The sequence below is a fragment of the Micromonospora sp. KC606 genome (assembly GCF_004348675.1).
GTDB lineage: Bacteria > Actinomycetota > Actinomycetes > Mycobacteriales > Micromonosporaceae > Micromonospora.
The window spans coordinates 1-17242 of record NZ_SMKN01000125.1 but is presented as its reverse complement, the minus strand read 5'-3'; the positions used below and the strand labels follow the sequence as shown (position 1 = coordinate 17242).

Below are 17242 nucleotides of genomic sequence, written 5' to 3'. Positions count from 1 at the left end.
GCCCACCACCGCGCCCGTCGACCCGCCACCCACCACGACGGCACCGCCGGCCGGGGATCCACCGCCCGGCACCTGACCGCCGCAGCCGTACGCCGGGTCAGCGCGACGGCACCGACCCGGCGCACCCGCTCACTCCACGCCGAGCGCCTCCACGACCGGCCGGGCCAGCGCGCGACGGGCCGGCAGCACCGAGGCGGCCAGCGCGGCGAGCACCGCCACCGCGAGGACCACCGCGAGCCGCCCCCAGGGCAGCACCAGCGTGAAGCCGCCGCCGATCTTCGCCACGAAGGCCATCGCGCCCGCGCTGACCCCGATGCCCAACACCACGCCGAGCACCGCCCCGACCAGTGCCGTCAGCACCGCCTCCACCGCCAGCATCGCCCGCATCCGTGCCCGGGTCAGGCCGACGGCACGCAGCACCGCGTTCTCGCGGGTCCGTTCGACGACCGAGAGGCTGAGCGTGTTCGCGACGCCGACCAACGCGATCACCACGGCCAGGCCGAGCAGCGCGGTGACGAAGGCCAGCAGCATGTCCACGGTGCCGGTGAGCGTCTTCTTGTATGCGGCCTGGTCCATCAGGTTGACCGTGGGGTAGCGGGCGACGACCGCCTCGACGGCCGCGCGGGCCCGCTCGGGGCTCACCCCGGCCGCCGGGTCGACCTCTGCCAGGTGCCCGCGTTCGGCCGGGAAGAGGGCGGCGAAGTCGGCGCTGACCAGGTCCACCAGGTGACCCGCCGGCACCCGCGCCGGGGACAGCTCGTCGGCGGTGACCACCGCGGCCACCCGGAAAGTCCGCCCGGCCAGGTCGACCGGTGAACCGACCGTCCAGCCACGGGCCTCGGCCAGCTCGCGGTGCACCAACACCGTGCCGCGCCGCAGGTCGTCGACGTCCCCGGTGACCACGCCGGACAGGCTGCGCTCGACCAGCTCGGGGTGGGCGGACCGGATCTCGACGCCATCGGCGACCTGGCTGCGGTGCTCGTGCACCACACCCAACTCGGGGCGGGCGGCCAACTCGTCGGCGAGCGTGGCCGGCAGGTCGCCGCCGACGCCGGTAACCAGGTAGTCCACCCCGACCTGCGCGTCCACGCTGCGCTCGATGCCCACCTTGACGCTGCCCGCCCCGACCACGAACGCCGAGACCAGGCCGATGCCGATGACCAGGGCGGTGGCGGTGGCGGAGACCCGGCGGGGGTTGCGCACGGCGTTGGCCACCGCCAGGGCGCCGGTGACGCCGAGCACCCGCCGGACCGGCGCGCCGAAGAGCCGGACCAGGGCGGGCACCAGCACCGGCCCGTGGAGCACGATGCCGAAGAAGATCAGCACTCCGCCGAGGGCGACCAGCACGATCTGGCCGACGGTGGCGGCGGACCCCAGCGCCGCGACCCCGGCGACGGAGACGACCGCGCCGATCGCCAGGCGTGTCCGGCCCGCCCCGCGGGTGACCTGTATGGACGAGTCGGTGAGCGCGGCCACCGGAGCAACCCGGGAGCCCTGCCACGCCGGCAGGTACGCGGCCGCCACGGTGATGCCGGTGCCCAGCAGCAGGCAGAGCAGCACGGTCGACCCGGTCAGGGCCGGTCCGGCCGGGACCGGCACGTCCAGCGTGGACAGCGCGGCGGTCATGCCGGCGGCCAGACCGGCGCCGGCCAGCACGCCGAGCGCGGAGGTGGCCAGGCCCAGCAGCGCCGCCTCCAGCAGCGCCGCCCGGAAGACCTGCCCCCGGGTGGCGCCGACCAGCCGCAGCAGGGCGGTGCGACGGATCCGCTGGGCGAGCACGATGGCGAAGGTGTTGGCGATGACGAAGCCGGCCACCACCACGGCGACCCCGGCGAAGGACAGCAGGACCCAGCCGAACTGCTCCAGGTCGCGTACCGCGTCCTCGACTGCCGCGTCGAGGATCTGCTGCCGGTTCCACACCGTCGTGCCGGGGCCGGCCACCCCGGTCAGCCGCCCGGCCAGCGCCGCCGGGGAGGTGCCGGGGGTGGCAGCCACCATGATCCGGCCGTACCCCCGCTCGCCGGTCACGGCGAGGGCGTCGGCACCGACCAGGCCGATGAAGGGACCGCCCACGTCACGGGAGGTGCCCGCCACGTCGACGGCGCCGACCAGGGTGTACGGCCGAGCGGCCCCGCTCACGCCACCGACGAGGACCGGGGCGCCGAGGGCGAAGCCCTCCTCCTCGACGGTGGGGGCGTCGAGGACGACCTCGCCGGGGCGGTCCGGCAGCCGGCCGGCGGTCACGTCGTACGAGCGCAGGGCCGGGTCGGTGGGGACGGCGGCGAGCACGGCGTAGCCGAGCACCGGCCGGCCGTCGGAGCCGACCAGACCGGCCGAGCCGATCAGTTCCCCCTCGGCGGCGGCCACCCCGTCGACCGCGCGCACCCGGTCGACCAGGGCCGGCGGGAGGGGCTGGTCGTCGGCGTAGACGCCGACGTCGGTGTGCCGGTCGAAGGCACCGGCCCGGGCGTACGCGCCGGCCTTCATGCCGTCGGTGACCATCAGGGTGCCGGCGACGAAGGCCACGCCGAGCACGATGGCCAGGGCCGAGAGCAGCAGCCGCAGCGCGTCGGCGCGCAGCGACCGCAGGGTGGTCCGGATCATGCCCGTCACCGCCCCCGCCCGGCGTCGGGCGTGGTGACCCGACAGCCGTCCGGGCCGGCCGTGCGGTCCAGGTCGGCGAGCGTGTCCAGCACCCGCCCGGCGGTGGGCGCGGTGAGTTCCCGCACCGGCCGGCCGTCGGCGAGGAAGACCACCCGGTCGGCGAACGCGGCGGCGACCGGATCGTGGGTCACCATGACCACGGTCTGGCCGAGGGTGTCGACGGCCTCCCGGAGCAGTCGCAGCACCTCCACGCCGGAGCGGGAGTCGAGGTTGCCGGTCGGCTCGTCGGCGAAGATCACCTCCGGGCGGGTGACCAGGGCGCGGGCCACCGCGACCCGCTGCTGCTGGCCGCCGGAAAGCTCACCGGGCCGGTGCCCCAACCGGTCGGTGAGCCCGACGGCGGCAACCACCCGCCGCAGCCAGGCCGACTCGGGCCGGCGGCCGGCGATGGCCAGCGGCAGCACGATGTTCTGCTCGGCGGTCAGCGCCGGCAGCAGGTTGAACCTCTGGAAGACGAAGCCGACCCGGTCGCGCCGCAGCAGGGTGAGCCGCCGGTCGTCGAGGCGGGCGGTGTCGGTGTCGCCGATGCGCACCGTGCCGGAGGTGGGGCTGTCGAGGCCGGCCAGGCAGTGCAGCAGGGTCGACTTGCCGGAGCCGGACGGACCCATGACGGCGTGGAACACGCCGGCGGCGAGGTCGACGTCGACGCCGTCGAGCGCGACGACGCGGGCGGCGGCGTGGCCGTACTCCTTGCGCAGGCCGCGGGCGGCGACCGCGACGCCGGTTCGGGCCAAGGGTGGGGCGAGAGACATGCGGGTTGCTCCCCGTGCAGTCGGTGGTCAGGTACGTCTCCGACGCTAGGCAGCGCGGCCGGCGGTGGCGTCCGCCCGCGTGGTCGAGGTCGGTACGCCCCGGGTCGCCCCTGTCCGGGCGATCCCGTACGACCCGTGGCGGACGCGCCCGCTCAGCCGCCCGGGGTGACCAGCCCGCTCTCGTACGCCAGCACCACCGCCTGCACCCGGTCGCGCAGCCGCAGCTTGGCCAGGATCCGCCCGACGTGGGTCTTCACGGTCGCCTCGGCCACGTGCACCCGGGCGGCGATCTCGGCGTTGGACAGCCCCTGGGCGACGAGCAGCAGGATCTCCCGCTCCCGCGCGGTGAGCTGGGCCAGCCGGGGGTTCTCGGCCGGCCCGGCCCCGAGCCGGCCGGCGAACCGGTCGAGCAGCCGGCGGGTGATCGACGGCGCGACCACCGAGTCCCCGGCGGCGACCACCCGGATCGCGGCGAGCAGCTCCTCCGGAGGCACGTTCTTGAGCAGGAAGCCGCTCGCCCCGGCCTGGAGCGCGGCGAACGCGTCGGCCTCGGTGTCGAAGGTGGTGAGCACCAGTACCCGGGGTGCGTCGGGGTTGTCCCGGCAGATCCGCCGGGTCGCCTCCACCCCGTCCATGGTCGGCATCCGGACGTCCATCACCACCACGTCCGCCTCGGTGCGGGCGAGCACCCGCAGCGCGTCCGCGCCGTCGATCGCCTCGCCGACGACCACCAGGTCGGGCTGGGAGCCAAGCACCATCCGGAACCCGGCGCGGACCAGCGCCTGGTCGTCCACGATCACCACCCGCACCGTCATGCCGCGATCACCTCCGTCCCGGGCGTCGACGGTAGCGGCAGCCGCGCCTCGATCTGCCAGCCCCCGGCAGGTCGGGGGCCGGCGGTGAGACTGCCGTCGTACACGCCGATCCGCTCGCGCATACCGATCAGGCCGTGGCCGCCGGACGGCCTGGGAGCCACCGGCGGGCGGCCGTGCCCGTCATCGTCGACCCGGACCACGACGGCGACCGGGCCGTGGTCGAGGGTGACCGTGACGTCGGCGCCCACCCCGGCGTGCTTGAGGGTGTTGGTCAGCGCCTCCTGCACCACCCGGTAGACGGTGAGGTCCAGCCCCGGGGGCAGGGCCGGCGGTTCGCCCCGGACGGTGTGCCGGACCCGCAGGCCGGCGTCGCGAAAGCGGTCCAGCAAGGCGGGCAGCTCGGCGGCCACCGGCCGTCGGTGCTCCGGCTCGGCGACCCCGACGCCGTCCGGATCCGCCACGCCGGGCGCGGCGGCCGGCTCCGGCGGGCTCTGCTCCCGCAGTACGTCCACCAGCCGGCGCATCTCCTCCAGCGCCTGCCGGCCGGTGTCGGCGACCACCTTGACCGCCACCTTGGCGGTCTCCGGGTCCCGGTCGAGCATGAACCGGGCCCCGTCGGCCTGGACGATCATCACGGCCATGCTGTGCGCCACCACGTCGTGCAGCTCGCGGGCCATCCGGGCCCGTTCCCCGGCGACCGCGGCGCGTGCCTCGGCCTCCCGCTCGCGTTCCAGGGTGGCGGCCCGCTCCTCCAGGGTGAGCACGTACAGCCGGCGGGTGCGAACGTTCAGCGCCGCCAGCCAGACCCCACCGGTGACCAGTCCGAAATACCCCGCGGTGACCCACCAGGCCAGGTCGCTTTCCGTCTGCGAGGCGGCCACCAGCACGCCGGCGCCCGCGACGACGCCGGCGAGCACGCCGTCGCGGAGCCGGTCGGCGTACTTGACCACACTGTAGAGGGCGATCAGCACGCCGATGTCGTAGGCGAGCGGCCCCCAGCCGGCGACCACCTGGACCAGGGCGAGCACGGCCACCGCCGCGGCCACGGCGGACGGGTGCGCCCGACGGAACACCAGGGCGACAGCCATGGCGCAGCCGACCAGGGTGGCCTGCACGCCAGCCGGCTGCACCACGCCGGCCACGGCGAAGAGCGCCACGACCCCGGAGACGAGCACGTCGAAGGCGACGGAGCGCAGCGGGCGGCCGAGGATCGTACGGTTCACGGTCACCCAGCCTACGGGCCTCAGCAGCGTCGATACGCCCGCTCGCCGCCGGCCGAGTGGTGATCGGTCGGGGCGTCGCACCCGTCGGGTCGGGCGGCGGCTCAGACGAGTTCGCGCATCCGGTCGATCTCGACGGCCTGCTCGGTGGCGACGGAGTTGGCGAACTCGTTGAGCTGCCGGTCCGCGCCCACGCCGAGCAGGTCGGTGGCCATCGTCACCGCGCCCTGGTGGTGCTCGGTCATCATCTGCACGAAGAGCCGGTCGAAGTCGGCGCCCCGGGCGTCGGCGAGCCGGCGGACCGCTTCGGGCGACTGCATGCCGCGCATCGTGCCGTGGTCGTGGCCGGACACCTCGGCGGAGAGGCCGCGGGAGCTGAGCCAGCCGCGCATCATGCCGATCTCCGGCCCCTGGGCGGCGCTGATCCGGTCGGCGATCGCCTTGATCCCCGGGCTGGCGGCCCGGCCCGGGGCTAGCCGGGCCATCTCCAGGGCCTGCTCGTGGTGCGGAATCATCATCCGGACAAACCAGATGTCGAGGGAGTTGTGGTGCGGCGGCGCGGCGTCGCGGACCTCGTGGGCGGAACGGGCGACCGCGGACTCGCCGGGGCGGCCGGGCACGATGACCGGAGGGCCGTCGGTCGGCGCCGGGGACGGGGTGACGACGGCGGTCGGGCCGGCGGTCGCGGGAGCGCGCCGGGCGGCGGGGCGCAGCGTGAACCCCAGGGCCACCAACAGCACGGCCGAGAGTGTGACGACGAGCAGGATCCGTCCACGTCGGGCGGTCATGCGGATTCCCCCTCCGGTCGAGGTAGCGCCGATCGTATCCAGTGGCCACAGCCACAAAGTGTGACCCGGATCACATCGACGCTCCTCGTTAGGAAGTAGGGTGTGGAGCATCATCACCCCCTGCCCGAAGGGCTTCGCCGATGATCAGTCTCACCCTCCACCGACGACGGCGGACGCGGATGCTCGGCGTCCTCGCCACCGGCCTGCTGGCCGCCAGCCTCACCACCGCCCCCGCCAGCAGCGCGGCCGCGACGCCCGACGCGGAGGCGGTCGCCGCGGTCACCGCCGCACCGGCCACCAACGACCCCGGTCTCGGCGTCGGCGAGATCTCCAGCAGCCCCAACCTGCGCCAGATCGCCAACCTGCCCAAGCAGGCGCCGTTCGACACCGCGAGCGCGTTCGGCACCGACATCGCCTTCCAGGGCCGGTACGCCTTCGTCGGCAACTACAACGGGTTCGTCATCTACGACATCGGCCGGCCCAGCGCCCCGAAGATCGTGTCGCAGGTGCTCTGCCCCGGCTCGCAGAACGACATCTCCGTCCACGGCAACCTGCTCTTCCTCTCCACCGACTCCTCGCGCAGCGACGACTCCTGCACCAGCACGTCGCAGTCGGCCTCGGTGAAGGAGTCCTGGGAGGGCATCAAGGTCTTCGACATCAGCGACAAGACCGCGCCGCGCTACATCAAGTCGGTGGAGACCGCCTGCGGCTCGCACACCCACACCCTGGTCCCGGGCAAGGACCGCAAGACGGTCTACCTGTACGTCTCGTCGTACAGCCCGCGGGCCGACTTCCCGGACTGCCAGCCGCCGCACGACTCCATCTCGATCGTCAAGGTGCCGCTGAAGAAGCCCACCGACGCCGCCGTGGTGGCCACCCCGAACCTCTTCCCCCCTCCCGACGGCGGGTACGAGGGCGTTCCGGGGAAGGCCTCGGCGACCAGCGGATGCCACGACATCACCGCGTACCCGGCGAAGGACCTCGCCGCCGGCGCCTGCATGGGTGACGGCATCCTGCTGGACATCCGCGACCGCGAGGCGCCCCGGGTGATCAACCGGGTACGGGACACGGTGAACTTCGCGTTCTGGCACTCGGCCACGTTCAACAACGCCGGCACCAAGGTGGTCTTCACCGACGAGTTGGGCGGCGGCGGCGCGGCCACCTGCAACGAGGCCATCGGCCCGAACCGCGGCGCGAACGCCATCTACGACATCACCGGCCACGGTGACGCCCGGAAGATGGTCTTCCGCAGCTACTACAAGATCCCACGCACCAACGCCGACACGGAAAACTGCGTGGCGCACAACGGCTCGCTGATCCCGGTGCTCGGCCGCGACATCATGGTGCAGGCGTGGTACCAGGGTGGCGTCTCGGTGTGGGACTTCACCGACTCGGCCAAGCCGAAGGAGATCGCGTACTGGGACCGGGGCCCGCTGTCGGACACCCAGCTCACCACCGGCGGCGCCTGGTCGACGTACTACTACAACGGGCACATCTACTCCAGCGACATCCAGAAGGGCCTGGACGTGCTGGAGCTGAACGACTGGCGGACCTGGACAGCCCACCTCGTCCGGGTCAAGGAACTGAACGTGCAGACCCAGGCCGGCTACCTCAGCTGGTAGGGACTGTCACCTCACGACTGCCCGGCCCCCACCGGGGGGCCGGGCCGTCGCCCGGCCGGGCGTCGTCGTCCACAACGGACATCTCCCGCACATCCGTCTCAGGCTCCCATCTCGGCTTCGTACGCCGAGCGGAACCGGGCGCGGGCGGCCGGGGCGAGGCACAGGTGCCAGGCATGCCCCTCGTCGACGACGTTCAGCTCACCGGCTGCCTGCCGGGCGAGCAGGATCTCGGCCAGGGTGTCCCGGGCGCCGAAGCGGGCGAACCAGCTCAGCTCCACGTCGACGGCCCAGCCCAGACAGTGGCCGCTGGGCACCATCGCCGCGTACCCGAGGCGGCGCAGCTGGTACTGCTGCTCGGCGCTGCGGACCAGGCTGGTGACCCAGAGCGGCGGGGTGCCCGCCGGGGTCGCCCGGTCGAACTCCCGGGCGACGTCGTTGAGCAGGGCCACGATCTCCCGGCGGGCCCGACGGAACCGCACCCCGGCGGCACTCGGGACGGCGTCGGGCCACAGCCGGCGACGGACCGCCCGCACCCCCCGGCCGAGCAGCGTGCGGGGCTGCTCCTGGTAGCGGAAGGCGATCAGCCCCCGTCGCCGCAACCACTCCAGGTCCACCAGGTCGGGGTGGCTGGTCACCTGCTCGTCGGTGAGCAGGGGGAGAGCGTCGCGCCACCACATGATGTCGATGCGGGAGAGCAGGTAGATCCGGACCAGGGCGGTGAGGTCACCAGCCGAGCTGTGCTCGTCGGGCTGGTAGCGGGCCATCTCCAGCAGCAGCGTCTCCCGGGCGCCGACGAAGCCCTGCGGGGTGGCGTCGAGCACCGCGGCGATCGCCGGGTCGCGCATCCGTTGGTCGAGCAGGACCTGGCGGGCCGAGGTGGAGGAGGTCTCGGCCAGCGCGGCGACCTCGACCAGCAGGTCGGCGACCGCCTCGCGGTACGCGTCGAGGCTAGGCAGGGGCGGGCGGGGCCACCGCGCCGGGGCCGGCGAGGTGGCGGACGGCTCGTGTCCGGAGCTGCGGCTGGGCATGCGCATGGACTGGTCCTCCCTCAACGGCCTGGCGTGAACGGCCCTGAGACACACCGTAAGCACCTGAAAGCGCAGAGGATTCGAAAATCCCCTTATATAGCCCCAAGTGCGACGCCTACCACCGTCGATCAGTCGAAGGCGTCCGAGGTCGCGGCTGCGGCTGCGCTTGAGTTCGTAGCAGCCGGGGTGGGGCTACCAGGAGCGGCGAAGCCGCGCACCGTCTCCTTCAGCCCGGACTAGAGCCAGCCGGCCTCGCGGGCGATCCGCACCGCCTCGGTGCGGTCGGCCGCCCCGAGTTTCTGCACGGACGCGCTCAGGTGGTTGCGCACCGTCCCCGAGGCGAGGTGGGTACGCCGGGCGATCACCGCGACCGGGCTGCCGTGCCCGGCCAGCCGGATGGTCTCCAGCTCCCGGGCCGTGAGCGGGCAGGGCGGCAGGGTCAACGCGTCGGCGGCCAGCGCCGGGTCGACGTACCGGGCGCCGGCGTGTACCCGGCGGACCACGTCGGCGAGGGCGCCGCCGGGGGCGCCCTTGGCCAGGAAACCGCGCGCCCCCGCCGCGAGCGCCCGACCCAGGTGTCCCGGGCGGCCGTGCCCGGTGAGGATGACCACCGCGCAGGAGGGCAGCGCGACCCGGCACGAAGGCGTCCCAGCTCGCCGGCCTGCTCGGGTGGTCGGCGCTGGCCGTGCTGGCGGCCGTCGCCGACGGCGGGCCGGCCCGCTGGTTGGCGGCGACCTCGCCCTCGGGCTGACCACGGTGCTCGCCATCGTCGGCTGAGCCTGGCGGGAACGACGATTTGTGGTGGTCGCCTGAGCGGACCGCTCGGGGTGATGAAAAGCTTTGCCCATGAGTTCCGCACCCGAACCGACCGCCCCCCGAATCCCCACCGGCTCCGACGAGGCGAGCGCCTTCGCGGACCTCGGGCTGCGCGCCGAGTTGCTCGGCGCGCTCGCCGCGCTGGGCTACGAGGAGCCGACCCCGATCCAACGGGAGGCGATCCCCCCGCTGCTGGCCGGTCAGGACCTGCTCGGCCAGGCCGCCACCGGCACCGGCAAGACGGCCGCGTTCGCGCTGCCGCTGCTGCAACGGATGCCGGACGGACGCGGCGGCGGGGACCCGGTGTCGCTGGTGCTGGTGCCCACCCGGGAGCTGGCGGTGCAGGTGTCGGAGGCGTTCCACCGCTACGGCAAGGACCTGGGTACCCGGGTGCTGCCGATCTACGGCGGCCAGCCGATCGGCCGGCAGCTGCGCGCGCTGGACATGGGCGTGGACGTGGTGGTGGCCACCCCGGGGCGGGCGCTGGACCACATCGCCCGGGGCACGCTGCGCCTGACCGACGTGACCACGGTGGTGCTCGACGAGGCCGACGAGATGCTCGACATGGGCTTCGCCGAGGACATCGAGGCGATCCTGGAGCACGCCCCCGCGCAGCGGCAGACGGTGCTCTTCTCCGCCACCATGCCGTCGCGGATCGACGGGCTGGCCCGCCAGCACCTGACCGACCCGGTGCGGATCCAGATCGAGCGGGAGCGGCCGGTGGCCGGCGAGGCGCCCCGGGTGCGGCAGAGCGCGTACATCGTGGCCCGGGCGCACAAGCCGGCCGCGTTGGGTCGGGTCCTGGACGTCGAGTCGCCCACCGCGGCGATCGTCTTCTGCCGCAGCCGGGAGGAGGTGGACCGGCTCACCGAGACGATGAACGGCCGCGGCTACCGGGCCGAGGCGCTGCACGGTGGGATGAGTCAGGAGCAGCGGGACCGGGTGATGGGCCGGTTGCGCTCCGGCACCGCCGACCTGCTGGTCGCCACCGACGTGGCGGCCCGTGGGCTGGACGTCGAGCAGCTCACCCACGTGGTGAACTACGACGTGCCGTCGGCGCCGGAGTCGTACGTGCACCGGATCGGCCGGGTCGGCCGGGCCGGCCGGGAGGGCGTGGCGATCACCCTCGCCGAACCGCGCGAGCACCGGATGCTCAAGACGATCGAGCGGGTGACCGGGCAGCGGATCGCGATCGACAAGCTCCCGACGGTGGCCGACCTGCGGACCCGCCGGCTGGAGCTGACCCAGGCGGCGCTGCGGGAGTCGCTGCTCGAGGACGACCTGGAGCCGTTCCGGGTGATCGTGGAGTCGCTGTCGGACGAGTTCGACATGATGGAGGTCGCGCTCGCGGCGGTGAAGCTGGCCCACGAGGCCGCCCTGCCGGGCTCCGACGACGAGGAGGAGATCCCGCAGGTCGCGGTCCGCCCGCCGCGCGAGACCCGACCGGGGCACGAGGGCCGCGGCGGCGAGCGCCGGCCGGGCCGCCCCGGCACCGGCGGCACGACCCAGGTCTTCATCGGTGTGGGCCGGCGCGCCGGCGTCCGCCCGCAGGACCTGGTGGGCGCCATCACCGGGGAGACCCGGGTCAGCGGGCGGGACATCGGCTCGATCGAGATCGCCGACCGGTTCTCTCTGGTGGAGGTGCCGGTCGGGATGGCCGACGAGGTGATCACCGGACTGCGCGGCAGCACCATCAAGGGCCGCAAGGCGACCGTTCGCCGGGATCGCGACGGCGACGGCGGCGGTGAGCGCCGGTTCGACGGCGATGACCGACGCGAACGCCGGAGCCGGGACTTCGCCGGCGGTGACCGGCGAGACCGCTACTGACGCCGTCGCGTCCCCCGTCCGTGCCGAGGGGCACGGACGGGGGACGTCGGACCGTCAGGCCGCGCTGAGCGCCTGGCCGCCGAGCGTGCCTGCGTCCACGTCGGCCGGGCGCAGCGCCAGGGCCAGCACGTCGGCGACATCGGCGAGAGTGTGCACGGTCAGCGCCGCGCGGACCTCGGCGGGCAGGTCGTCCAGGTCCGGTTCGTTGCGCTTCGGGATGATCACCTCGGTCAGGCCGGCCCGGTGGGCGGCGAGCAGCTTCTGCTTCACCCCGCCGATGGGCAGCACCCGGCCGGAGAGGGTGACCTCGCCGGTCATCCCGAACTCGGGACGTACCGGCCGGCCGCTGGCCAGTGACGCCAGCGCGGTGACCATGGTGATGCCGGCGCTGGGGCCGTCCTTGGGCACCGCGCCCGCCGGGACGTGCAGGTGGATCCGTCGTCCGGCGAGGGCGTTCGGGTCGAGCCCGAGCCGCCGCCCGTTGGAGCGCAGGTACGACAGCGCGATGTGCGCGGACTCCTTCATCACGTCGCCGAGCTGGCCGGTCAGCGTCAGCCCCGGCTCGCCCTCCATGCTGGTCGCCTCGACGAAGAGGACGTCCCCGCCGGCGCCGGTGACGGCCAGTCCGGTGGCCACGCCCGGCACGGAGGTCCGTTCCGCCGACTCCGGGGTGTGCCTGGGCCGGCCCAGATAGCGGGCCAGGTTGTCGGGGTTCACCCGCACCGGCCCGGGGTCGGTGGCCAGGGCGACCGCGACCTTGCGCAGGATCTTCGCCAGGGCGCGCTCCAGCTGCCGGACGCCGGCCTCCCGGGTGTGTTCCCCCGCGATCCGGGCGAGTGCGGCGTCGTCGACAGTCACCTCGTCGGCGGTGAGCCCGGCCCGTTCCCGCTGCCGGGGCAGCAGGTGGTCGCGGGCGATGGCCACCTTCTCGTCCTCGGTGTAGCCGTCCAGGGTGACCAGCTCCATCCGGTCCAGCAGCGGGCCGGGGATGGTCTCCACCACGTTGGCGGTGGCGAGGAAGAGCACGTCGGACAGGTCGAGGTCGACCTCCAGGTAGTGGTCCCGGAAGGTGTGGTTCTGCGCCGGATCGAGGACCTCGAGCAGGGCCGCGGCCGGGTCGCCGGAGTAGCCGACGGCAAGCTTGTCCACCTCGTCGAGGAGCACGACCGGGTTCATCGAGCCGGCCTCGCGCAGCGCGCGGACGATCCGGCCGGGCAGCGCGCCCACGTAGGTGCGCCGGTGGCCGCGGATCTCCGCCTCGTCGCGGACGCCGCCGAGGGACACCCGGACGAAGTTGCGGCCCAGCGCCCGGGCCACGGACTCCCCGAGGCTGGTCTTGCCGACCCCGGGTGGGCCGGCCAGGGCGAGCACCGCGCCGGAGCCGCGTCCGCCGACCACGCCGAGGTTGCGCTCGGCGCGGCGGTTACGCACCGCGAGGTACTCCAGGATGCGGTCCTTCACGTCGGCCAGGCCGGCGTGGTCGGCGTCGAGCACCGCACGGGCCGCGGCCAGGTCGGTGTTGTCCTGGGTACGCGCGGTCCACGGCATCTCCAGCACCGTGTCCAGCCAGGTGCGAATCCAACCCGCCTCCGGGGAGGCGTCGCTGGCACGTTCCAGCTTGCCCACCTCGCGCAGCGCCGCCTCGCGTACCTTGTCGGGCAGGTCGGCGGCCTCGACGCGGGCCCGGTAGTCGGCGGAGCCGTCGGGTTCGTCCTCGCCGAGTTCCTTTCGGATGGCGGCGAGCTGTTGACGGAGCAGGAACTCCCGCTGGGACTTCTCCAGCCCTTCGCGCACGTCGTTGTTGATCTGTTCGGTGACCTCCTGCTCGGCCAGGTGGTCCTTCACCCAGCCGACCAGCAGTTCGAGCCGGGCGGTGACGTCCGGCGCGGCGAGCAGTTCGGTCTTCTGCGCCAGGCTGAGCCAGGGCGCGTAGCCGGCCGCGTCGGCCAGCTCGGAGAGGTCGGTCATCCGCTCCATCGCGTCGATGACCTGCCACGCCCCGCGCTGCTGGAGGACGGAGGTCATCAGCGCGCGGTACTCGCGGGCCAGTTCCCGGGCCCGGCCGGCCGGGGCGGGTTCGTCGAGCGGGGTCGCCTCGACCCAGAGGGCCGCGCCGGGGCCGGGCACACCGGAGCCGATGCGGGCCCGGGCGAGGCCGCGGACCACGGCGGCCGGCTCGCCGTCGGGCAGCCGGCCCACCTTCTCAAGGGTGGCGATCACGCCGACGGGGCCGTACTCGCCGTCGATGCGGGGCACGGCGAGGAGCCTCTGGTCGCCGGTGGCGCGGGCCGCGTCGACCGCGGCCTGGGTGGTCGGGTCGAGGGTCACCGGGATGACCATGCCGGGCAGCAGGACGACGTCGGTCAGGGGAAGTACCGGAAGGGTTGCCATCGAACACCTGCTATCACGTTGAGTTGAGCGTGTCAGGCTCAAGTAACCCGACGTCCCCTTTGTTCCTGGCTGTGACCCAGCACACCGCCGCATGGCGGGCCGGCGATCGGGCAGCACCTCCCGCACGTCCCGCCGGGCAGCCGACCCGCGCCGAGGCGGCGGTGGCGGGCCGGCCTGCCGACGCGGGCCCCCGCCCGGAGCATTGACCGTACGCGGTTTTCCAACGATTGGGCGACTCGCCAAATGAAAGCGACGCACATTGTTGCGGATTTGCCTCGGGATAGGTCAAACTCTTAGCCACACACCGCCCACACAGGGAGTAATGGCGATGGCAAGAAAAGTAATCACCGTTCTGACCGACGACCTCGACGGCGGAAAGGCTGATCGGACGGTCGAGTTCAGTCTGGACGGCGTGGCATACACCATCGACCTCTCCGACGAGAACGCGGGGGTCCTTCGCAAGTCGCTGGACCCGTATATCACCGCTGGCCGACGGTTGGGTCGGGGCACCGTGGAAGCCGGCCGCCCGGCTCGCCACCCGGGTCGCGCCGCGGTCTCCGGAATGGACCGCGAGCAGAACCGGGCCATCCGGGAATGGGCCGCCAAGAACGGCTACGAGATTTCCGAGCGTGGGCGCATCCCGGTCAACGTCGTGGAGGCGTGGAAGAACCGCTGACGGTCCGACAGGTCACCGTCCGCCGCGCCGGGATCACGCTCGGAAATCAGGGCCGATCCCGGCGCTTTCGCGCTGTTCGCAATTTTCACCCTTCCGTGCGCCGAGCACGCGAACGCCTGCGGGCCGCCCGGACGATGTCCGAGCGGCCCGCAGGCCTCACGTACGCCGGGTCAGTTGACCTGGATTCGCACCACGTCGAAGGCGGGGGTCTGGTTGGCCCGCTCCATCATCGGCACCCGGTGCGAGCCGTCGCCGGCCCAGACCGCGCACTGCGCGGTGCCGTTCTGCGGCAGACCCGGGACCTGGATCACCACTTCGTCGGCCTGGCGACCACCGCGGCCGTCCTCGGTCGCGACGAAGAAGGCCGGCACGGCCTCCGGGTTCGTCGGCGCGCTGTCGGTGCTCTGCAGCATCCGGCAGGCGGTGTGGAAGTGCCCACGGTTGAGGCCCTCGCCGTTGAGGACCGAGCTCTCCAGGTAGTAGCCACCCTGACCGGCGGCGAGGAAGCGGTCCCGGACCAGGTTGCGGGTGGAGACCCGCAGGGTGAACGCCTGGTTGCGGCGGACCTGGTTCGGGAACTGCGTGATCAGCAGGGACGGGTTGTTGGCCGCCGCGCCGACCTCACCGAACGCGGTGCTCACGCAGCGGTTGCCGTTCTGGAAACCGTCGTGCGCCTGGAGCCGGCTGTTGCCGCAGTCCTTGGCGAGGGCCTGGAGGGCGTTGCCGTTGTTGCCGCCGTTGTTGTTGCCGCCGTTGTTGTTGCCGCCGTTGTTGTTGCCGCCGTTCTGGCCGCCGTTGTTGACGTTGCCCTGGGCGGCGACGGTGCAGGTGGCGAGCTGCTCGAGGCCCTGCGGTCGCTGCGCCACCCGGCCGATCGCGATGGCGATCCGGTCCAAGGCCGCGCGCCGCTTCCCGGCCAGCGGGCCGAGGATGGTGTTGTTGATGAAGTTCTGCCCCTTGTTGCCTTCGGCGGCCAGTCGCCTGTTCGCCTCGTCGATCTGCGTCTTCAGCAGGGCCAGGTTCCGGTCGACCTCGTTGCGGGCCTGCGCGGGGATCTGCGGAAGTCGGCCGGTCACGTCGGGGCAGGACACACCGGAGGCGAGGGTCGTCACCGGGGCGTTGCCGGCCTTGACCGACTGGCACTCGGCGACCGACATCTGGCCGTCACCCCAGTGGTTACGCACCCAGCGGCCGTTCTGCCAGGTCTGGGTGGTGCTGGTCCGGCCACCCGGCGAGGTGGAGCCGGGGCTCGGCTGCACACAGTTCGACGAAACCGTGCGGGTGTTCGCCGACTGCCGGCGCTCGCCGGCCGACGAGATCTGGGTCACGGCGGCGATACCACCGAAGACCGCGAGCGCGCCGACCGCCGCGAACAGCCGCTTGCTCCGCGCGCTGCCGGCAGGCCGGCGCGCCCCTGAGGTCCTGCGCATCGAATTGCTCTCCTTCTCGATCCGGTACCTGACTCGTGATCCCGTCGGGCCGACGGAATGCGGGGTGGGTCCCCCGTCAGGATCACTGCGACGTTCCGGTCGCACGTCGATGGCCGACGATGCCTGGCGCACCGTCCGCCGCGTCGGGTGGCGCGGCTGGAAGATCCGTGTCCATTCCCGCTTAGGTACGGAGCCCTTCGGGTGATGGTTCAACCCGGATCGAGGATTCGTCCGCGAATCTTTCCCGGCGGCCGGACCGGGACACCGAGTCACGGCACCATGACGAAAGGCGATCGACACGGCCAGGCGCGGCAGACCGCCCGCCACCGCGCAGACGACGTGGTCGAACTCGTCCCGGGTGGCTGAACTCCACTGGTGCCCGGTCATCCCGCCGGGCGACGGGCCACCAGCTCGCCCAGTCGCCGGCGCCCGTGCACCATGTGGCCCGCCCGGATGAACGGCCCGACGCCGACGCACGGCACCGGCCGCGGCCGGGACGCCTCATCGGTGACGGTGGGGTCACCGGCGCCGCGGGGTCCGAGCGGGATCGGCGGCACACGATCGGGCAGGATCGACGGTGACCGGACGATGGACGGCCGTGGGCACGCCGTACGGGCGAACCTCCGGCCCAAGCGCAGGAGAACAAGATGACCATGCCGCAGGCAGGCAAGCCCGAGGTCGGCCCGATCGAGGGCGCGCCCCCGGCCGACCTCGTCGTCGAGGACATCAACGTGGGCGACGGCCCCGAGGCGCGGCCGGGCCAACTGGCCGAGGTGCACTACGTCGGGGTGTCGCACTCCACGGGCCGGGAGTTCGACGCCTCGTGGAACCGGGGCGAGACCTTCCAGTTCCCACTCGGCGGTGGCCAGGTCATCGCCGGCTGGGACCAGGGCGTGGTGGGCATGAAGGTCGGGGGCCGTCGCCGGCTGACGATCCCGCCGCACCTGGGCTACGGTGCCCGGGGCGCCGGCGGAGTGATCAGGCCGAACGAGACCCTGGTCTTCGTCGTCGACCTGGTGGGCGTCCGCTGACCGTCACGGCGCAACCCCACCGGGTCGCCGCTGCCGCCTCACTCCGCCACCCGACAGCCTCCGGTGCCTAGAGCAGCCCCAACGTTGCACCGGCACAGCGGCCCGGCGATGGTCTCGCCGGGCCGTTCCGCCTGCCACGCCGGGACGGGCACGCGCGGCGTGTGCGGGCGGCGCTTGTCGAT

Annotated in this window: 14 protein-coding genes; 5 read left to right on the top strand and 9 right to left on the bottom strand. The window is 73.4% G+C overall.

All coding sequences use genetic code 11. The features are described from left to right. Nucleotides 1-129: 129 nt before the first annotated feature. From E1193_RS21175 to E1193_RS21155, 5 genes are all read right to left on the bottom strand, one after another. Nucleotides 130-2604, bottom strand: a complete 2475-nt coding sequence (locus E1193_RS21175) for an ABC transporter permease (RefSeq protein ID WP_132184935.1) — start codon at nucleotides 2602-2604, stop codon at nucleotides 130-132. A gap of 5 nt (nucleotides 2605-2609) precedes the next feature. Then, nucleotides 2610-3416 (bottom strand): ABC transporter ATP-binding protein, encoded by an 807-nt coding sequence (locus E1193_RS21170; RefSeq protein ID WP_132184934.1) that lies wholly within the window; start codon nucleotides 3414-3416, stop codon nucleotides 2610-2612. A 152-nt stretch (nucleotides 3417-3568) separates the two neighbouring features. Continuing rightward, nucleotides 3569-4231, bottom strand: coding sequence for a response regulator transcription factor (locus E1193_RS21165; protein ID WP_132184933.1), 663 nt, complete (start codon nucleotides 4229-4231; stop codon nucleotides 3569-3571). Continuing rightward, nucleotides 4228-5460 (bottom strand): histidine kinase, encoded by a 1233-nt coding sequence (locus E1193_RS21160; protein ID WP_132184932.1) that lies wholly within the window; start codon nucleotides 5458-5460, stop codon nucleotides 4228-4230. The genes E1193_RS21165 and E1193_RS21160 overlap by 4 nt, the downstream gene beginning before the upstream one ends. 95 nt (nucleotides 5461-5555) lie before the next feature. Continuing rightward, on the bottom strand, nucleotides 5556-6239 hold the full coding sequence (locus E1193_RS21155) for a DUF305 domain-containing protein (RefSeq protein WP_132184931.1): 684 nt from the start codon (nucleotides 6237-6239) through the stop codon (nucleotides 5556-5558). A gap of 140 nt (nucleotides 6240-6379) precedes the next feature. Between E1193_RS21155 and E1193_RS21150 the strand changes: the two genes are divergently transcribed. Next, on the top strand, nucleotides 6380-7861 hold the full coding sequence (locus E1193_RS21150; protein ID WP_132184930.1) for a hypothetical protein: 1482 nt from the start codon (nucleotides 6380-6382) through the stop codon (nucleotides 7859-7861). A gap of 98 nt (nucleotides 7862-7959) precedes the next feature. Here the strand turns inward: E1193_RS21150 and E1193_RS21145 are convergent, their stop codons facing one another. Further along, a complete protein-coding gene (locus E1193_RS21145) occupies nucleotides 7960-8895 on the bottom strand; it encodes a DUF5715 family protein (protein WP_132184929.1) in 936 nt (311 codons plus the stop codon). Nucleotides 8896-9125: 230 nt separating this feature from the next. Beyond that, nucleotides 9126-9500, bottom strand: a complete 375-nt coding sequence (locus tag E1193_RS21140; RefSeq protein WP_243707816.1) for a response regulator transcription factor — start codon at nucleotides 9498-9500, stop codon at nucleotides 9126-9128. Between E1193_RS21140 and E1193_RS32020 the strand changes: the two genes are divergently transcribed. Continuing rightward, nucleotides 9493-9666: a hypothetical protein gene (locus E1193_RS32020; RefSeq protein ID WP_165945792.1), complete on the top strand. Its 174-nt coding sequence runs from the start codon at nucleotides 9493-9495 to the stop codon at nucleotides 9664-9666. The two genes, E1193_RS21140 and E1193_RS32020, sit on opposite strands and share 8 nt — an antisense overlap. 69 nt (nucleotides 9667-9735) lie before the next feature. Then, complete coding sequence (locus E1193_RS21135) at nucleotides 9736-11532, top strand: DEAD/DEAH box helicase (RefSeq protein WP_132184928.1); 1797 nt, start codon at nucleotides 9736-9738, stop codon at nucleotides 11530-11532. Between the two features lie 54 nt (nucleotides 11533-11586). Here the strand turns inward: E1193_RS21135 and lon are convergent, their stop codons facing one another. Next, complete coding sequence (gene lon, locus E1193_RS21130; protein WP_132184927.1) at nucleotides 11587-13923, bottom strand: endopeptidase La; 2337 nt, start codon at nucleotides 13921-13923, stop codon at nucleotides 11587-11589. A gap of 328 nt (nucleotides 13924-14251) precedes the next feature. Here lon and E1193_RS21125 point away from each other — a divergent pair, with 328 nt between their 5' ends. Then, on the top strand, nucleotides 14252-14599 hold the full coding sequence (locus E1193_RS21125) for an Lsr2 family protein (RefSeq protein WP_132184926.1): 348 nt from the start codon (nucleotides 14252-14254) through the stop codon (nucleotides 14597-14599). Between the two features lie 170 nt (nucleotides 14600-14769). Here E1193_RS21125 and E1193_RS21120 read toward each other — a convergent pair whose 3' ends face one another. Continuing rightward, nucleotides 14770-16029, bottom strand: a complete 1260-nt coding sequence (locus E1193_RS21120; protein WP_132184925.1) for a hypothetical protein — start codon at nucleotides 16027-16029, stop codon at nucleotides 14770-14772. 653 nt (nucleotides 16030-16682) lie between these two features. On the opposite strand from E1193_RS21120, the gene E1193_RS21115 reads away from it, so the two are divergent. Further along, entirely contained in the window at nucleotides 16683-17060 is a 378-nt protein-coding gene (locus tag E1193_RS21115; RefSeq protein WP_132184936.1) for an FKBP-type peptidyl-prolyl cis-trans isomerase, read from the top strand. The last annotated feature ends 182 nt before the right edge of the window (nucleotides 17061-17242 follow it).